Source organism: Stenotrophomonas sp. G106K1 (genome assembly GCF_037969685.1).
In the GTDB taxonomy this organism is placed as follows: domain Bacteria; phylum Pseudomonadota; class Gammaproteobacteria; order Xanthomonadales; family Xanthomonadaceae; genus Stenotrophomonas; species Stenotrophomonas lactitubi.
This window is the reverse complement of record NZ_JBBPFR010000009.1, coordinates 17822-32943: the sequence shown is the minus strand read 5'-3', so window position 1 is coordinate 32943 and position 15122 is coordinate 17822. Positions and strand designations below refer to the sequence as shown.

At 66.1% G+C, this 15122-nt stretch carries 18 protein-coding genes; 9 read left to right on the top strand and 9 right to left on the bottom strand.

Annotated elements, in window-relative coordinates:
• Positions 1–240: 240 nt before the first annotated feature.
• Positions 241–690, bottom strand: coding sequence for a carboxymuconolactone decarboxylase family protein (locus WKB25_RS10225; RefSeq protein WP_340570376.1), 450 nt, complete (start codon positions 688–690; stop codon positions 241–243).
• Positions 691–726: 36 nt separating this feature from the next.
• Positions 727–1623, bottom strand: a complete 897-nt coding sequence (locus WKB25_RS10220; RefSeq protein ID WP_340570375.1) for an RNA polymerase sigma-70 factor — start codon at positions 1621–1623, stop codon at positions 727–729.
• A gap of 148 nt (positions 1624–1771) precedes the next feature.
• Between WKB25_RS10220 and WKB25_RS10215 the strand changes: the two genes are divergently transcribed.
• From WKB25_RS10215 to WKB25_RS10205, 3 genes are all read left to right on the top strand, one after another.
• The gene (locus WKB25_RS10215; protein WP_340570373.1) at positions 1772–3289 is read left to right on the top strand and encodes a fumarate hydratase; all 1518 of its coding nucleotides are present in this window, start codon (positions 1772–1774) and stop codon (positions 3287–3289) included.
• 224 nt (positions 3290–3513) lie between these two features.
• Positions 3514–3858 carry a hypothetical protein gene (locus tag WKB25_RS10210; RefSeq protein WP_340570371.1) on the top strand — a complete coding sequence of 115 codons (345 nt, stop codon included), beginning with the start codon at positions 3514–3516 and terminating at the stop codon, positions 3856–3858.
• Between the two features lie 53 nt (positions 3859–3911).
• Positions 3912–4547: a glutathione S-transferase family protein gene (locus WKB25_RS10205; protein WP_340570369.1), complete on the top strand. Its 636-nt coding sequence runs from the start codon at positions 3912–3914 to the stop codon at positions 4545–4547.
• A gap of 94 nt (positions 4548–4641) precedes the next feature.
• On the opposite strand, the gene arsC is transcribed toward WKB25_RS10205, so the two are convergent.
• The 3 genes from arsC to WKB25_RS10190 all read right to left on the bottom strand — a co-directional run bounded on the left by arsC (position 4642) and on the right by WKB25_RS10190 (position 6745).
• On the bottom strand, positions 4642–4983 hold the full coding sequence (gene arsC / locus WKB25_RS10200) for an arsenate reductase (glutaredoxin) (protein WP_340570368.1): 342 nt from the start codon (positions 4981–4983) through the stop codon (positions 4642–4644).
• The gene (locus WKB25_RS10195; protein ID WP_340570366.1) at positions 4983–6137 is read right to left on the bottom strand and encodes a phospholipase A; all 1155 of its coding nucleotides are present in this window, start codon (positions 6135–6137) and stop codon (positions 4983–4985) included. Before WKB25_RS10195 ends, arsC begins: the two co-directional genes overlap by 1 nt.
• A gap of 122 nt (positions 6138–6259) precedes the next feature.
• A complete protein-coding gene (locus WKB25_RS10190; RefSeq protein ID WP_099821145.1) occupies positions 6260–6745 on the bottom strand; it encodes a DUF456 domain-containing protein in 486 nt (161 codons plus the stop codon).
• A gap of 239 nt (positions 6746–6984) precedes the next feature.
• On the opposite strand from WKB25_RS10190, the gene WKB25_RS10185 reads away from it, so the two are divergent.
• The gene (locus WKB25_RS10185; RefSeq protein WP_025876765.1) at positions 6985–7194 is read left to right on the top strand and encodes a cold-shock protein; all 210 of its coding nucleotides are present in this window, start codon (positions 6985–6987) and stop codon (positions 7192–7194) included.
• A gap of 87 nt (positions 7195–7281) precedes the next feature.
• Here WKB25_RS10185 and WKB25_RS10180 read toward each other — a convergent pair whose 3' ends face one another.
• A complete protein-coding gene (locus WKB25_RS10180) occupies positions 7282–7779 on the bottom strand; it encodes a glycine zipper 2TM domain-containing protein (RefSeq protein ID WP_340570363.1) in 498 nt (165 codons plus the stop codon).
• Between the two features lie 130 nt (positions 7780–7909).
• A complete protein-coding gene (locus WKB25_RS10175) occupies positions 7910–8344 on the bottom strand; it encodes a cytochrome c (protein ID WP_340570360.1) in 435 nt (144 codons plus the stop codon).
• 79 nt (positions 8345–8423) lie between these two features.
• On the opposite strand from WKB25_RS10175, the gene WKB25_RS10170 reads away from it, so the two are divergent.
• Entirely contained in the window at positions 8424–9251 is an 828-nt protein-coding gene (locus WKB25_RS10170) for a tRNA threonylcarbamoyladenosine dehydratase (RefSeq protein ID WP_340570358.1), read from the top strand.
• Between the two features lie 33 nt (positions 9252–9284).
• Here WKB25_RS10170 and WKB25_RS10165 read toward each other — a convergent pair whose 3' ends face one another.
• Both WKB25_RS10165 and WKB25_RS10160 read right to left on the bottom strand, forming a co-directional pair.
• Complete coding sequence (locus WKB25_RS10165) at positions 9285–10058, bottom strand: TatD family hydrolase (protein ID WP_340570357.1); 774 nt, start codon at positions 10056–10058, stop codon at positions 9285–9287.
• On the bottom strand, positions 10055–10270 hold the full coding sequence (locus tag WKB25_RS10160) for a DUF6116 family protein (protein ID WP_180166435.1): 216 nt from the start codon (positions 10268–10270) through the stop codon (positions 10055–10057). The genes WKB25_RS10165 and WKB25_RS10160 overlap by 4 nt, the downstream gene beginning before the upstream one ends.
• 163 nt (positions 10271–10433) lie before the next feature.
• Here WKB25_RS10160 and WKB25_RS10155 point away from each other — a divergent pair, with 163 nt between their 5' ends.
• The 4 genes from WKB25_RS10155 (at position 10434) to WKB25_RS10140 (ending at position 15119) form a co-directional block, all read left to right on the top strand.
• On the top strand, positions 10434–11273 hold the full coding sequence (locus WKB25_RS10155; protein WP_340570355.1) for a glycine zipper 2TM domain-containing protein: 840 nt from the start codon (positions 10434–10436) through the stop codon (positions 11271–11273).
• Positions 11274–11376: 103 nt separating this feature from the next.
• On the top strand, positions 11377–11925 hold the full coding sequence (locus WKB25_RS10150; protein WP_340570353.1) for a GNAT family N-acetyltransferase: 549 nt from the start codon (positions 11377–11379) through the stop codon (positions 11923–11925).
• Between the two features lie 164 nt (positions 11926–12089).
• Entirely contained in the window at positions 12090–12749 is a 660-nt protein-coding gene (locus WKB25_RS10145) for a glutathione S-transferase family protein (RefSeq protein WP_340570352.1), read from the top strand.
• 90 nt (positions 12750–12839) lie between these two features.
• Entirely contained in the window at positions 12840–15119 is a 2280-nt protein-coding gene (locus WKB25_RS10140; RefSeq protein ID WP_340570350.1) for a thiamine pyrophosphate-dependent enzyme, read from the top strand.
• The last annotated feature ends 3 nt before the right edge of the window (positions 15120–15122 follow it).

Below are 15122 nucleotides of genomic sequence, written 5' to 3'. Positions count from 1 at the left end.
GATACGTGCAGGTGGGGTCAGGGCAGCCGTGTGGCAGCGCGGGGTCGGATCCCTTTGCGCGGCAAAGGGCTCTGACCGACCTCCATCCACGCATGGCGTGGATCTACCGTGTCGACCAAGGTCGACACCTACCGAACAGCCGCAGGAAGCCAGCTTCTGCTGTTGCTGTTGCTGTTGAGGTTGCCGGCCAACGGCCGGCACTACAGCGGGTGCCGGGCAGCAGCCCGGCCGGCAACCTCCTTACGGCAGCGGCGGCAGCAGTCCCGCACCCAACCGGTTCCAGGCATTGATCACCGCGATCCCCATGCTCAGGTCGCTGATGCCCTTCTCATCGAAGTGCGGCGCCAGCGCATCGAACGCCGACTGCGACGGCGCACCGTCGGTCAACCGGGTCAGCGCTTCGGCCCAGCCCAGCGCCGCGCGTTCGCGGTCGTCGAAGAAGCGGCTCTCGTGCCAGGCCGGCAGCGTATCCAGCTTGCGTGGCTCGATGCCGCCCTTGCGCAGCGTGGTGGCATGCATGTCCATGCAGTAGCCGCAGCCGTTGAGCTGCGAGACGCGCAGGAACACCAGTTCCATCAGGGTCGGATCGATCGAACTGTCATGCACCGCCTTGCTGGTGGCCAGCAGACCCTTGAAGGCATCAGCGGCCAGGCGGGTGTAGGGAACGCGGGGAGAGGCATGGTTGGACATCTTCAGCTCCACGACGGCCACGATGGCCGCCTTTCGTTACGAGGACGCAGCAGTGTCGGCGCGCGTGACAACCGCAGGCAGTTTTTCCGGATTGAGCACGCTGTAGAGATTGGCGATGCGGCCATCGACCACCTCGATGGTGGTGATCGAGTGCAGGTGGTCGCCTTCGAAACGCAGGATCGCCGGTTCGCCATTGACGTAGCCGAGCTGTGCCGGATGCGCCGCGCCGCGACGGGCGATGGCCCAGTACAGGCGGCCGATACGCTCGGCACCCAGCAGTGGCCGCACCGCTGCGGTGACCACCCCACCACCATCGGAAACCAGCAGCGCATTGGCATGCAGCAGCGCTTGGATGGCCTCGCTGTCGCCACTCTGGGAGGCGTCCATGAAACGCGCCAGCAGCTGCCGGTGCTGGCTGGAATCGGCATTGAAGCGCGGCCGCCCAGACTGCAGGCGCTGCCGGGCCCGATGCACCAGCTGGCGGCAATTGGCCTCGCTGTGGCCGATCAGGTCGGCAATTTCGCGGTAGTCGTGGTCGAAGGCTTCCTTCAGCAGGAACGCGGCGCGCTCCTCCGGGCCGAGCTGCTCGAGCAGGGTCAGGAAGGCCACCGAGACATCATCGGCCAGCGCGTGCAGCTGGGCCGGGCCGGGCGCCGGATCAGGTTCGAGGGTGATCGCCAGCGGTTCGGCCAGCCACGGGCCCACGTAGTGCGCGCGCTCACGCTTGGCCGCGCGCAGCCGGTCCAGGCCCAGGCGGGTGGTGGTGGTGACCAGCCAGGCCTCCGGGTCGACGATGGCCGCGGTATCGGTGCCTGACCAGCGCAGCCAGGCGTCCTGGACCACGTCTTCGGCGTCCGTGCGGCTGCCCAGCAGGCGGTAGGCCAGCGCCATCAGGCGCGGGCGGTGGGTATGGAAGGCGGTTTCGGCGTTCATGTGGGCAAGGACGCCGGGGCAGGCGTGGGCGTGACAGAGGGCAGGGCTCAGATCTTGCCGGCCGGCGGTCGGCACTGCCACCCCGCGGTCGAGGGAGGGGGTAAAATGGGCGGATTACCCCCGCCAGCCTTCAGCAAGCGAGCAATCCGTGACATCGATCAAGCAGGAAGACCTCATCCAGTCCGTCGCCGACGCGCTGCAGTACATCTCGTACTACCACCCGGTCGACTACATCAAGAACCTCGCCGCCGCCTACGAGCGCGAGGAGTCGCCGGCAGCGAAGGAGGCGATCGCGCAGATCCTGATCAACTCGCGGATGTGCGCCGAAGGCCACCGGCCGATCTGTCAGGACACCGGCATCGTCACCGTGTTCCTGGAAATCGGCATGGACGTGCGCTGGGATGACGCCACCATGGGTGTGGAGGACATGGCCAACGAGGGCATCCGTCGCGCCTACCTGTACCCGGACAACAAGCTGCGCGCCTCGGTGCTGGCCGATCCGGCCGGCAAGCGCATCAACACCAGGGACAACACCCCGGGCGTGGTCAACGTCAAGGTGGTGCCGGGCAACACCGTGGAAGTGATCGTCGCTGCCAAGGGCGGTGGTTCGGAAGCCAAGACCAAGTTCGCCATGCTCAACCCGTCCGACTCGATCGTCGACTGGGTGCTGAAGACCGTGCCGACCATGGGCGCCGGCTGGTGCCCGCCGGGCATGCTCGGCATCGGCATCGGTGGCACCGCCGAGAAGGCGATGCTGCTGGCCAAGGAAGCGCTGATGGAGCCGATCGACATCACCGAGCTGCAGGCCCGTGGTGCGTCCAACCGCATCGAGGAGCTGCGCCTGGAGCTGTACGAGAAGGTCAACGCATTGGGCATCGGCGCGCAGGGCCTGGGTGGCCTGACCACTGTGTTGGACATCAAGATCAACGACTACCCGACCCACGCAGCCAACCTGCCGGTGGCAATGATCCCGAACTGCGCCGCCACCCGCCACGCGCACTTCACCCTGGACGGCAGCGGCCCGGTGATGCTGGACCCGCCGTCGCTGGAAGACTGGCCGAAGCTGACCTACGACGCGTCCAAGGGCACCCGCGTGGACCTGGACACGATCACGCCGGAAGACGTGGCCAGCTGGAAGCCGGGCCAGACCCTGCTGCTCAACGGCAAGCTGCTGACCGGCCGCGACGCCGCGCACAAGCGCATGGTCGACATGCTCAACAAGGGCGAGGAACTGCCGGTCGATCTCAAGGGGCGCTTCATCTACTACGTCGGCCCCGTCGATCCGGTGCGCGACGAAGTGGTGGGCCCGGCCGGTCCGACCACCGCCACCCGCATGGACAAGTTCACCGAACAGGTGCTTGGCGAAACCGGCCTGCTGGGCATGGTCGGCAAGGCCGAGCGCGGCCCGGCCGCGATCGAAGCGATCAAGAAGCACAAGTCGGCCTACCTGATGGCCGTCGGTGGTTCGGCCTACCTGGTGTCCAAGGCGATCAAGGCGGCCAAGGTCGTCGGCTTCGCCGACCTGGGCATGGAAGCGATCTACGAGTTCACCGTGGAAGACATGCCGGTGACCGTGGCCGTCGATTCCACCGGTGAGTCGGTGCACAAGACCGGCCCGCGCGAATGGCAGGCCCGCATCGGCAAGATTCCTGTCGTGGTGGAGTGATCGGCGCGGCCTCGTCCACGCCTGTCCGATTGCAGAACGGCGCCTTGGTGGCGCCGTTCTTCGTTTAACGCTTGCACTCGCGCTGCTTTGCTAGGGTGTCTGCGGTGTCAGCGAAAGAACACCGTCCATGCGCCAATAATAAGATGCGCTGTGAATTGCGGCGGATCGGTGAGCGAAACCCCTTCTTCCGGCAGTCTTCCGGTCTATTGAACAAGGAGTGTCCTGTGAACCTCTTGCGCAGTCTTCCGTTTGTCACTCTGCTGGTTCTTGCCGGATGCAGTACATCGTCTTCGTCGTATGACGGTGGGGGGGGCTTCAGCGCCGGTGCCCAGTGCCAGATGCAATGCCAGGCCAGCTACCGCAGCTGCATGGCAGAGGACCAGGGCATTGGCAGCCGCCAGTCAAGCTGCGAGCAGCAGGTGGCGCCGACGCCGGACAAGCGCTGCAAGGACATCGAGCATCCGGAACTTCGCCGTTCCTGCGAATTGAAGGCGCACGACTGCACGTTGCGGGCGCCGATGATGGGCTGCGGTGAGCGTCGTGATACCTGCATGAGCAGCTGCGGCTGACCACGCCGGCGGCAGCGCGCATAATCATCCGTTCCCCGCACAGGACCGGTCATATGCGCACCACCTTGTATGGTTCCACCAGCACCGCCTCGCTGGTGGTGCACTGGCTGCTGATCGAGCTGGGCATCGAGCACGAACTGGTGCTGCTCGATTTCGACACGCGCGAGCACAAATCAGCTGACTATCTGGCGCTCAATCCGGCAGGCAGAGTGCCGACCCTGCTGATCGACGGCCAGGTGCTGACCGAGGCGGCCGCGATTGCGCTGTATCTGGCAGATCGTCATCCGCAGGCAGGGCTGTTGCCTGCCGTCGGCACGCCCGCACGCGGCGAGGCCTATCGCTGGATGTTCTGGTGCGCCAACACCGTGCAGCCGGCGTACCGCGCCTGGTTCTACGCGCACGAAGCGGCGGGTGGCGAGTGCATGGAGGCCGTGCGTGCGATGGCGCGGCAGCAACTGGAAGCGGCGTGGCAGCACGTTGCCACGTGGCTGCAGGACGGCGGCCCCTACCTGCTCGGCGATGCGCCGAGCGTGGTCGATTTCATGCTGGTGATGTTGATGCGCTGGTCACGCAACATGCCCACGCCCAGCGACCACTGGCCGGTGTTGAAGGCGTATGCGGACCGCCTGAAGGCGCGCCCGGCGTTCGCTGAGGTCTATCGCCGCGAAGGCATCACCGACTGGCGGTAAATCGTTCTGTAGAGCCGAGCCATGCTCGGCTGCATTGACGGGTAGCACGCGGACCGCAGCCGAGCATGGCTCGGCTCTACCAGCGCGGGGCGGGTTACAGGATCTCCAGCACCGTTTCCGGGGGCCTGCACAGGCGGGTGCCCTTGGCGCTGCGTACCACCGGGCGGTTGATCAGCCGTGGGTGGGTGGCCATCGCAGCCAGCAGTGCGTCGTCGTCGGTTCCGTGCAGGCCAAGTGCGGCGAACTCGGGTTCCTTGCTGCGCACCAGTTCGGTTGCTGTCAGGCCGGATTCGGCCAGCACCTGGTGCAGCGTGGCCACGTCGGGCGGGCTGCCCAGATACTCGATCACCACCGGTTCGATACCCGCGTCGCGGATCAGCTTGAGCGCCCCGCGCGAGTTGCTGCACGCGGGGTTGTGCCAGATCGTCACCTCCATCAGAACCATTCCAGCAGGGACACGCCCACGCCGACATAGGTTGCCTTGTGGTTGTAGTCGATCAGGCTTTCGCCATAACCGTCGAAGATCTGCACATGGCCGCGCAGCAGGTTGCTGATCGGGAAGCCGTAGTCCAGCTGCAGGGCGCCGTGCGAGCGGTCACCGGTGCGCAGCGAATGACGCGCCATCAACGAGACCTCGTGGCCCTTGTGGTTCCAGGTCAGGGTCGCGTCGCCGCGGCCCATGTAGTCTTCGATGTCCGGATTGTTGTCGTCGCTGCGGGTCTCGGGAATGCGGTACCAAGGGCGCAGCACCAGTGCCCAGTTCTCGCGATCCAGGCCGACATTGAGCATCACCCGGTTCCAGCTCCGCGACAGCGGATCGGCACGGCCGTTGGACTGGTGGTTGAGGCTGATGCCGGTCATCCGCCCGCGCCAGCCACCGATCGAATAGCCGTTGCGGAACACCATCATCACTTCCGGCTCGTAGTTGGTCTCGCGGAACGGGCGCGAGTCCTCGCCGTTGTAGGCCTGCCAGCGCGAACTCTGGGTGTAGCCGGCCCATATGTCGCCGTTGTCGCCGAACAGGTTCTCGGCGATCTTGGTCTTGAAGCTGATCTGGAATTTCAGCTCGGCGCTGTCCAGCACCTGCGGGGTGGTCACGCTGTTGGCCGGGTTCGGCGAGTGCGGCATGGTGTTGCGGTCGCTGGTCCAGAAGGCCGGCAGCAGGTACACGGGCTTGTAGGCACGCAGCTGGAACGGCCCCAGCTTGGAGTCTTCGGCCAGTTCCCAGCGGCTGTCCAGCAGCGAACCACGGCCGGCGTTGGCAAGTGCACTGTCCGGCGCTTCGGAACGGAACAGATCGCTGACACGTTCGCGCAGTTTTTCCTCGCCCTGGCTTACCCGCGTGGTGTTGCGCTGCTCGCGACGCGCCTGTGCGGCGGCTTCGGCGGCCGCATCAGCTTCGGCGGTAGCCTGCGGCGTGCGCCCGAACTGGCGGTCGTAGCAGGCCAGGCGTGCGGCATCGGTGGTGATGGCCGCGCAGGCGGCCGGCGAAGCCTCGGCACTGGGCGCGAATTCCTGGGCGGCCAGTGGCGCGCTGGCCAGGGCCAACGCCAGCGGTGCAAGGCGGGGAAACAGCGGAGAGAGGGTCATTGCAGCAGGCCCTTCGGAATGAATGCGGAAAGAGGGACAGTGTGGCGGCTGCATCCGGTAACGGCCAGCCCCACGGGTTTATGCCCGGCGTATGCGTGCGCGCTGCGTGAAGGCTGCCTGCTTCACAGGAACCAGGCGAAGGCGAACAGGCCCAGCATTGCGATCACCAGCGCCAGCTTCAGCGCCAGGCCAAGCAGGATGCCGAGCCACGTGGCCAGCCCGACCTTGGTCGAGCGGCCGAGCTCGCGGGTATGCCAGTACTCGCCCAGCAGCGCGCCGAGCAGGGGCCCGGCGAACAATCCGATCGGCATGAAGAACAGGCCGACGATGCTGCCGATGAACGTGCCCCAGAGTGCCTTGCGGCTGGCGCCCACGCGCTTGGCGCCAACCACGGTCGCCAGCACGTCGACCAACAGCGACAGCGCAGTCAGTACGCCGAGGATCAGCAGGGTCGGCCAGCCGACATGGACGAAGCCGTCCGCCCACGCAGCCAGCACCAGTCCGACGAAGACCAGCGGGATGCCCGGCAGGGCCGGCAGGACGATGCCTGCGATGCCGATCAGGACAAAAATGACCGCTAGCAGATACAAGATGAATGAGAGGTCCATGCTGTCCAGTATGGTTGTCGTTTTGGGGTTGACAGTGAAAGGTTTTTACCAGTTGCTTTTTCGTTTTGGTCGGGTTAAGTTGCAGTCGCTGAGCTTGGCAAGGTCACCGTGGATCGTGGCCTGATGAAGCAAGATCGTTCCGATCCGCTGCATCGATGCACCTCGCTTCCCCCTTGCTTGTCAGCCGCCCAACAGGCGTATCCAACAACAAGTAGAGAGAGTCAAAGGGAGTTAGTGAGATGGCTGATCGCGAGAACGGTACCGTGAAGTGGTTCAATGATGCCAAGGGCTTCGGCTTCATCAGCCGGCAGAATGGCGAGGACGTGTTCGTGCACTTCCGCGCCATCGAGACCCAGGGCTTCAAGAGCCTCAAGGAAGGCCAGGCTGTGAGCTTTGAAGTCGTGCAGGGCCAGAAGGGCCTGCAGGCTGACAAGGTCCAGCCGGCGTAATTCCTGCCGCTTGCCGGCATGAAAAAGGCCCGCGCAAGCGGGCCTTTTTTGTTGCTCCGGTTCTGATCGGCCGGGGCCCGCTGCGTTTCAGCGCAGGATGACCTTGCCGTTGACCACGCGGACATAGGTGTTTTCGCGGATGCCGCCGAGGTCGCGCTGGTTGACCACGATGGTGCGGCCGTCATCCATGCGCACGCTGATGTCGTAGGTATCGCTGGTGACGTTCTTCTGGATCTGGTTGCCCGCCAGTGCGCCACCCACGGCGCCGGCGGCGGCGGCGATGTTCTTGTTGCCACGGCTGCCGCCGGTGTGGTCGGAGATCTCATGGCCGGCAACCGCGCCGACGATGCCGCCGAGGATCGCGCCGGTGGCGGAAGGCGCGGTACGGCCAGACTGCACGGCATTGATGCGGGTGACGATGCCGCAGTCGGCGCAGCGGCCCTGGTTGTAACCGGCGTTGTTGCCGTAGCCGCCGTTGTTGTAGCCGCTGTTGTTGTAACCACCACCGCCATAGCCCGGCGAGGTGGCACAGCCGGCCAGGGCGAGGGTTGCGATGACACTGGCGGCGATGAGCTGGATCTTCATGGGGCGTCTCCTGGCCGTGAAGGCGGGTGCGTTGGGTGGTACTGCGTCATGCAGCAGGGTGAGCGAATCCTCCTCTTTCCAACGTGAACAAGGCGCCAACCACATCGACCTTCTCCCTCTCGAAGATGAATCAGCGGAAATCCTGGTGACAGGCCCGGCAGTCGTCCTGCAGTGCCTGCAGCTGCTGCGCCAACGCGGTGCAGTCGGTGGGAGGGCTGGCCAATGCCGCATTGAGATCGGCCCGGTACTGGCTGGCGTGCTGCTGGAACTGCCGGCTGTCCTTCAACCCGGGGAAGGCCAGGTCCAGGTCGTTGGACAGCAGGCGCAGCACCTGCAGGCGCGGGACGCTGTCGGCCAGGCTGCAGCGGTTCTGCTGCTGCGCCTGCTGCAGCAGATCCGCCTGTCGCTGCATCACCTGCATCAGGCTGTTCGGGAACGGGTCGCGGCGTGCCTGCAGGGCGCGGCCGACCATCACCGTGGCAATCAGGCCGATCAGCAGGCCCGCGCCGAGTACGAACAGATAGCGGTAGGCGGTGGACGGGCGGCGGGGTGGGCTGGCACTCATGGCGGGCGCTCCGGGCGTGCAACGGTGGGTTCGGTGTCGGCGTGCAGTAGTGAGGGGATCTGCACGCTAAAATAGCCCGATGAACGAACAGGTCAAACAACGCTTCGCCGGCATCGAACGGCTCTATGGCGTCGGCGCGCTTGAGCGCCTGCTGGGCAGCCGTGTCGCCGTGGTTGGCATGGGCGGTGTCGGCTCGTGGGTGGTGGAGGCGCTGGCGCGCTCGGCGGTCGGTCATCTGGCCCTGATCGATGCCGATGACATCTGCGTATCCAACACCAACCGCCAGCTACCGGCGATGGAAGGCAACTACGGGCGCAACAAGGCCGAGGCCATGGCCGAGCGCTGCCTGGCGATCAATCCGCAGATCGAGGTCGACGCCGTGCAGGCATTCCTGACCCCGGGCAACATGGCCGAACTGCTGGATCGCGGGTTCGACCTGGTGATCGATGCCTGCGACAGCTTCCGGGTGAAGGTGGAAACCATCGCCTGGTGCCGCCGCCGCAAGCTGCCGTTGCTGACCGTCGGCGCGGCCGGCGGCCGTACCGATCCGACGTTGGTGCGCATCCGCGATGTCTCGCGCACCGAGCATGACGCGATGCTGGCGCTGATCCGCAAGAAGCTGCGCAGCGAATTCAACTTCCCGAAGAATGCCAAGCGCTATTTCGGCGTGCCGGCGGTGTATTCGCTGGAGAACGTGAAGTATCCGCAGGCCGACGGCAGCGTCTGTGGCCTGCGGCCGAACCTGGGTGCGGATGCGGCCCTGAAGCTGGATTGCGGCGCCGGCTTGGGCGCAGCCACGCACATCACCGGCGCGTTCGCATTTGCCGCGGTGGGCAAGGCGCTGGAAATGCTGCTGGAGCCGAAGAAGGTGAAAGCCAAAGCGGTTGAGGCAGAGGCCGGGGTGTGATCGGGTAGTGCCGGCCGCTGGCCGGCACTACCGTTACGGTGCGGGCAGGCTGAACAGCCGCCGCGCGTTGTCCGTGGTGGCCCGCGCCACGTCTTCAATGTCCATTCCGCGCAGCGCGGCGATGTGGCGGGCGATGACCGCCAGCCGCGCCGGCTCGTTGCGCTGGCCACGGATACCTGCGTCGGGCTGGTCCGGCGCATCGGTCTCAAGCAGCAACTGCTGCAGTGGCATCTCGCGGACAAGCCGTTGCAGGCGCTGCGCGCGCTCGTAGGTCAGTGGTCCGCCCAGGCCGAGCAGGAATCCCAGTTTGTGCAGTTGCGCGGCCTGTTCCGGGCTGCCGGAAAAGCTGTGCACCACCCCGCGCAGGCCACCGATGCGGCGGATCGCGGCGATCACCGCATCCACTGCACGGCGGGCATGCACGATCACCGGCAGATCGAACTCGCGCGCCAGCTTCAGCTGGCCGAGGAAAAAGTCCTGCTGGGCCTCGGCATCCAGGCCCTCGACGAAGAAATCCAGTCCGCATTCGCCGATCGCACAGGGTCGCTCCTGCTCGATCCACGCACGCAGCTGCGGCAGGTGTTCAGGCCGGTGCTGGTCCAGGAACATCGGGTGCAGGCCATAGGCGGGGTAGAGCCCCGTCGCCTGCTGGCAGACCTCGCGCAGCTTCGGCCAGCTGGCCGCAGTGACGGCTGGAACCACCTGCCACTGCACGCCGGCAGCGCGTGCGCGGTCGATGACCGCCTCGCGGTCGCCGTCGAATTCGCTGGCATCCAGATGGCAGTGGCTGTCGGCCAGCAGGTTCAACGCTGCTCCAGCGGCGGTGGCGTGGTCGCACTGCGGCTCTTCCAGTTGGCCAGCAGCAGCGTGCCCAGGCCCAGCATCAGTTCGTCGATGAACGGAATCGGGTCGGGGATGAACAGGGTCAGCGCGAACAGGCCCGCGGTCAGCTTGAACAGGGTGGGGTAGCGCAGCCTGCGCGCCCATTGCAGGACCGGCAGCAGCATCGGGTTGGCCATGACGGGGTCCTCCTGGGGGAATGTGCAAACGCTACCACGGGCCCAGCATTTCCCGATGCTGAATGGGTTACGACGGTGAGCAGGGAATGTGGAGATTCCGTTCAGGCGCCGCATGCTGCAATCTGGCCTGAGAACGTTGCGGACGGTCCGCAAGGAGCAGGTCATGAAAAGCACAACTACAACTGTCCTGGTCGCAGCGGGCGCGCTGCTGGTCGGTGGTATCGCAACCGCCGCCTTCATGAAGAGTGGCGACAAGTCGCCTGAGCAGCTCAGCGCCGGAAACCCGAGTGAATCGCGCCTGGTCGATGGCAATGCCACCGACGATGGCGCGCGTGGCGACGCAGTGGACGTCACTGCGCCGCGTGGCCTGGAATACGCCGATGTGCTGAAGGTCGATCCGATCACCGAGAAGCAGAAGGCCTATGCCACCGTGATCGGCACCGATCCGGTTCGCGAGACGTCCACTACCCAGACCCCGCATGAGGTCTGCCAGGACGTGGTGGTGCAGGAGCGCCTGCCCGAGCGTGATGGCAACGTCGGTGGCACCGTGGTCGGTGCCGTGGTCGGTGGCCTGCTGGGCAACCAGGTCGGCGGCGGCAATGGCAAGAAGGCTGCAACTGCCGCCGGTGCCGTGGCCGGTGGCTTCATCGGCAACCAGGTCGACAAGCGCCACGTGGGTGGCCGGGTGGTCAACCGCACCGAGCGCCAGTGCCACACCGAAACGGCGACCTCCGAGTCGAGCCGTGTCACCGGCTACAACGTCACCTACCGCAATGAAGACGGCACCACCGGCACCATGCGCATGGGCAGCAAGCCGGGCAACCGCATCGCCATGGGCACCAGCGATGTGGTCAAGGGCTACAACGTGACCTATCGCTACGACGGCATTGAGAAGACCGTGCGCATGGACAACAAGCCGGCCAGCGATCGCCTGCCTGTGGTGGATGGGCAGCTGGTCACCCAGACCGCCGCCGCTGCGGATTCGACGGCCAACCGCCAGTAATCTCCAACTACTACGACGCAGCATCGAACAGGCCGGCCTCTGCTGGCCTGTTTTTTTTATGGGTGGGGTTCATCCACGCGTTGCGTGGCTCTACCATGACGCCATGAGCATCTTCGACCTGCGCATCGAAACCGAACGCCTGATCCTGCGCCCACCGCAGCGGCAGGACTACGCACCCTATCTGGCGTTCTGTGCCGATGAAGAGGTGATGCGCAAGCTGGGTGGCGTGCTGGCACCCTCGGTGGCATGGCGCGGCTTCTGCAGCCTGGCCGGCGCATGGCAGCTGTTCGGCTTCTCGATGTTCAGCGTGATTGAGAAATCGAGCGGTGAATGGATCGGTCGCATGGGGCCGTGGCAGCCGCAGGACTGGCCCGGTACCGAGGTCGGCTGGAGCATCCGCCGTGCCAGCTGGGGCAAGGGCTACGCACCGGAGGCGGCGATCGCCGCCATCGATTGGGCGTTCGATACGCTGGGTTGGAACGAGGTCATCCACACCATCGCCGAAGACAACGAGAACTCGAAAGCGGTTGCGCGCAAGCTCGGCAGTACGCTGCTGCGCATGGGGCAGTTGCCACCGCCCTATGAAGGCAAGCCGCTGGAAATCTGGGGGCAATCGCGCGGGCAATGGCAACAGCGCCGTTCGCCGTTGTAGAGCCGAGCTCATGCTCGGCTGCTGCTCGCCAAATGCAGCCGAGCATGGGCTCGGCATCTACAGGATGCATCGCCCGCCATGCTGCACCCGCGCTTGGCAATCGCCGGGCTGCTTGCCAGACTGCGGGCAGCCGGCTGCAGGCCGGGACCTCACTGGAGCAGGCAATGGTGGAAGAGCGCATTCCGTTGACGGTGCATGGCATGTCGGTCTCGGGCAACTGCCACAAGGTGCGCCTGCTGCTGGAACAGCTGGGCAGCCGCTACCGCTGGGTGGAGGTGGACAGTGCCCACGGCCAGACCCATACCGCGGAATTTCTCGCCCTCAACCCCAATGCCAAGGTGCCGTTGATCGTGCGCGACGACGGCCGCGTGCTGACCGAATCCAACGCGATCCTTTTCTGGCTGGCCGAAGGTACGCCGTATCTTCCCGCCGACGGTTGGCAGCGCGCGCAGGCATTGAGCTGGATGTTCTTCGAGCAGTACACGCATGAGCCCTGCGTGGCGGTGGCACGCTTCATCCGCGGTTGGACACCGGCCGACTCGCCACGCCGTGCTGAACTGCCGCGCCTGCAGGCGCGCGCTGCCAGCGCGCTGGCGGTGATGGAGCAGCATCTGCGGCAGGCGCAGTGGTTCACCGGCGATGACTACGGTATCGCCGATATCGCCCTGTTCGCCTATTCCGATGTCGCCGCCGACGGTGGCATCGCGCTGGATGCATTCCCGCAGGTGCGGGCCTGGTTGCAGCGGGTGCGCGCGCAGCCTCGCTTCGTGGCCATGCCTGCGGTGACCGCCGAGGTGCGCGCGCGGTTCAACGCACCGGATTGATTCCCCTGCAGCGTCGGGCGTGCTCGACCGGTGGACAGGGTCGCGCAGGCTTGGCGCCACGGTTCGCAACAACGGCACGGAGGGCGTTCGATGTTCGCTGTGGTTCCAGATCCCATTCCCGCACGCATGCGCGGTCTCAACCGCGCCGAAGTCTGTGACGTCAATTTCCTCGAGGCCGTACGCGCCTGGCGCGGCATGCCGCGACCGCGTCCGGCGCCGGATGCGCCGATTTTGCCGGGCAGCACCCTGACGGCCGCCGCCTTCGGCGAACTGTTCGAATCGCAGCTGCTCAGTCGCCAGCTGGATCTGATGGCGCGCGTGCTGCGCGTGCAGAACAAGGTCTTCTACACCATCGGCTCGTCCGGTCATGAAGGCAACGCACTGCTTGCGCGCGCCTGCCGGCACACCGATCCCGCATTCCTGCACTATCGTTCCGGTGCGTTCATGGCCGAACGTGCCCGGCTGGTGCCAGGCATGGATCCGGTGCGCGACGCCGCGCTGTCCTTCGCCGCCAGTGCCGACGACCCAGCCAGTGGCGGCCGTCACAAAGTGTGGGGCAGCAAGCCGCTGTGGGTGCTGCCGCAGACCTCGACCATCGCATCGCACCTGCCCAAGGCGCTCGGTACCGCGCTGGCGATCGAAAGTGGCAGGCGCCTGAGCCAGCCGCTGCCGATTCCGGCCGACAGCATCGTGATGTGCTCCTTCGGCGATGCCTCGGCCAACCATGCCACCGCGCAGACCGCGTTCAATACCGCGATGTGGTCGGCCTACCAGAAGCTGCCGGTGCCGATCCTGTTCGTGTGCGAGGACAACGGCCTCGGCATTTCGGTGAAGACGCCTGAGGGATGGATCGCCGAGCGCTTCAGCCGGCAACCGGGCCTGGATTATTTCTTCGCCGATGGCCTGGACTTGGCCGCCGGGCACGCGCAGGTGCAGGCGGCGGTCGAACATTGCCGGCGCATGCGTCGGCCCACTTTCCTGCACCTGCGAACCACGCGCTTGATGGGCCACGCCGGCACCGACTTCGAGGTGGAATGGCGTGCGTTGGCGGAAGTGTGCGCAGCCGAGGCGCAGGACCCGCTGCTGCGCTCGGCGCAGATCGCACTGGAATCGGGCTGGATGGATGCGGCAGGCGTGGAGGCCGCCTATGAAATCCTGCGCGCGCGCTGCATGGCCGCCGCCATCGATGCCGATACGCGTCCCAAGCTGCAGACACTGCAGGAAGTGATCACCCCGTTGGCCCCCCATACGCCGGCAGCGGTGCGGGCCGAGGCCGAGCGCGTGGCCCCCGTCGAGGCCCGGCAGGCGCTGTACGGCGGCGCTGACGCGCTGCCCGAACGGCAACCGCCGCGGCACCTGGCGATCCAGATCAACCACGGCCTGCAGGAACTGCTGGGCAAGTATCCGCAGGCGCTGCTGTTTGGTGAGGACGTCGCGCAGAAGGGCGGCGTCTACACGGTGACGCGCGACCTGCTGCGCCGCTTCGGCCCGCGCCGGGTATTCAACACGCTGCTGGACGAGACCATGATCCTGGGCATGGCCCAAGGTCTGGCCAACATGGGCATGCTGCCGATTCCGGAAATCCAGTACCTGGCCTACCTGCACAACGCCATCGACCAGTTGCGCGGTGAGGCCTGCTCGCTGCAGTTCTTCTCCAATGACCAGTTCCGCAATCCGATGCTGGTTCGCGTGGCCGGGCTGGGCTACCAGAAGGGGTTCGGTGGCCATTTCCACAACGACAATTCGATCACGGCGCTGCGTGACATTCCGGGGCTGGTGGTGGGCTGCCCGTCGCGTGGCGATGATGCGGTGATGATGCTGCGTACATTGGCTGCATTGGCCCGCGTGGATGGCCGGGTAGCGGTGTTCCTGGAACCGATCGCCCTGTACATGACCAAGGATCTGCACGCGGCCGGCGACGGCCAGTGGTTGTTCGACTACCCCGCACCCGGGCAGGCGTTGGTGCTGGGCGAGGGCAGGGTGTACGCGCCGGATGCCAGCGATCTGGTGGTCTTCACCTACGGCAACGGTGTGCCGATGGCGCTGCGCGCAGCGACTGCAATCGAGCAGCAGCTGGGCTGGCAGGTGCGGGTGGTCGACCTGCGTTGGCTGGTGCCGTTGAATGCTGCCTTCATCGGCGCCCAGGCCGCCACCGCGCAACGGGTGCTGGTGCTGGACGAGGGGCGGCAGAGCGGGGGCGTCGGCGAGGGTGTGATCACCGCGTTGGTCGAGGCCGGCCACGGCCACCTGCCGGTGCGCCGGGTCTGCGGTGCCGACACCTACACGCCGCTGGCGGGGGCAGCAATGTTCGGGCTTCCAAGCGACAATGCGGTGATTGGCGCCGCCCTCGACCTGGCGCAGGAGCCCTGATGC

Bases quoted from the DNA above. Each gene is read 5' to 3' on its own strand.
- WKB25_RS10145 (WP_340570352.1), top strand. From the start codon at position 12,090: ATGGTGGAAGAGCGCATTCCGTTGACGGTGCATGGCATGTCGGTCTCG.
- WKB25_RS10155 (WP_340570355.1), top strand. From the start codon at position 10,434: ATGAAAAGCACAACTACAACTGTCCTGGTCGCAGCGGGCGCGCTGCTG.
- WKB25_RS10180 (WP_340570363.1), bottom strand. From the start codon at position 7,779: ATGAAGATCCAGCTCATCGCCGCCAGTGTCATCGCAACCCTCGCCCTG.
- WKB25_RS10225 (WP_340570376.1), bottom strand. From the start codon at position 690: ATGTCCAACCATGCCTCTCCCCGCGTTCCCTACACCCGCCTGGCCGCT.
- WKB25_RS10150 (WP_340570353.1), top strand. From the start codon at position 11,377: ATGAGCATCTTCGACCTGCGCATCGAAACCGAACGCCTGATCCTGCGC.
- WKB25_RS10175 (WP_340570360.1), bottom strand. From the start codon at position 8,344: ATGAGTGCCAGCCCACCCCGCCGCCCGTCCACCGCCTACCGCTATCTG.
- arsC (WP_340570368.1), bottom strand. From the start codon at position 4,983: ATGGAGGTGACGATCTGGCACAACCCCGCGTGCAGCAACTCGCGCGGG.
- WKB25_RS10170 (WP_340570358.1), top strand. From the start codon at position 8,424: ATGAACGAACAGGTCAAACAACGCTTCGCCGGCATCGAACGGCTCTAT.
- WKB25_RS10190 (WP_099821145.1), bottom strand. From the start codon at position 6,745: ATGGACCTCTCATTCATCTTGTATCTGCTAGCGGTCATTTTTGTCCTG.
- WKB25_RS10160 (WP_180166435.1), bottom strand. From the start codon at position 10,270: ATGGCCAACCCGATGCTGCTGCCGGTCCTGCAATGGGCGCGCAGGCTG.
- WKB25_RS10220 (WP_340570375.1), bottom strand. From the start codon at position 1,623: ATGAACGCCGAAACCGCCTTCCATACCCACCGCCCGCGCCTGATGGCG.
- WKB25_RS10205 (WP_340570369.1), top strand. From the start codon at position 3,912: ATGCGCACCACCTTGTATGGTTCCACCAGCACCGCCTCGCTGGTGGTG.
- WKB25_RS10195 (WP_340570366.1), bottom strand. From the start codon at position 6,137: ATGACCCTCTCTCCGCTGTTTCCCCGCCTTGCACCGCTGGCGTTGGCC.
- WKB25_RS10185 (WP_025876765.1), top strand. From the start codon at position 6,985: ATGGCTGATCGCGAGAACGGTACCGTGAAGTGGTTCAATGATGCCAAG.
- WKB25_RS10140 (WP_340570350.1), top strand. From the start codon at position 12,840: ATGTTCGCTGTGGTTCCAGATCCCATTCCCGCACGCATGCGCGGTCTC.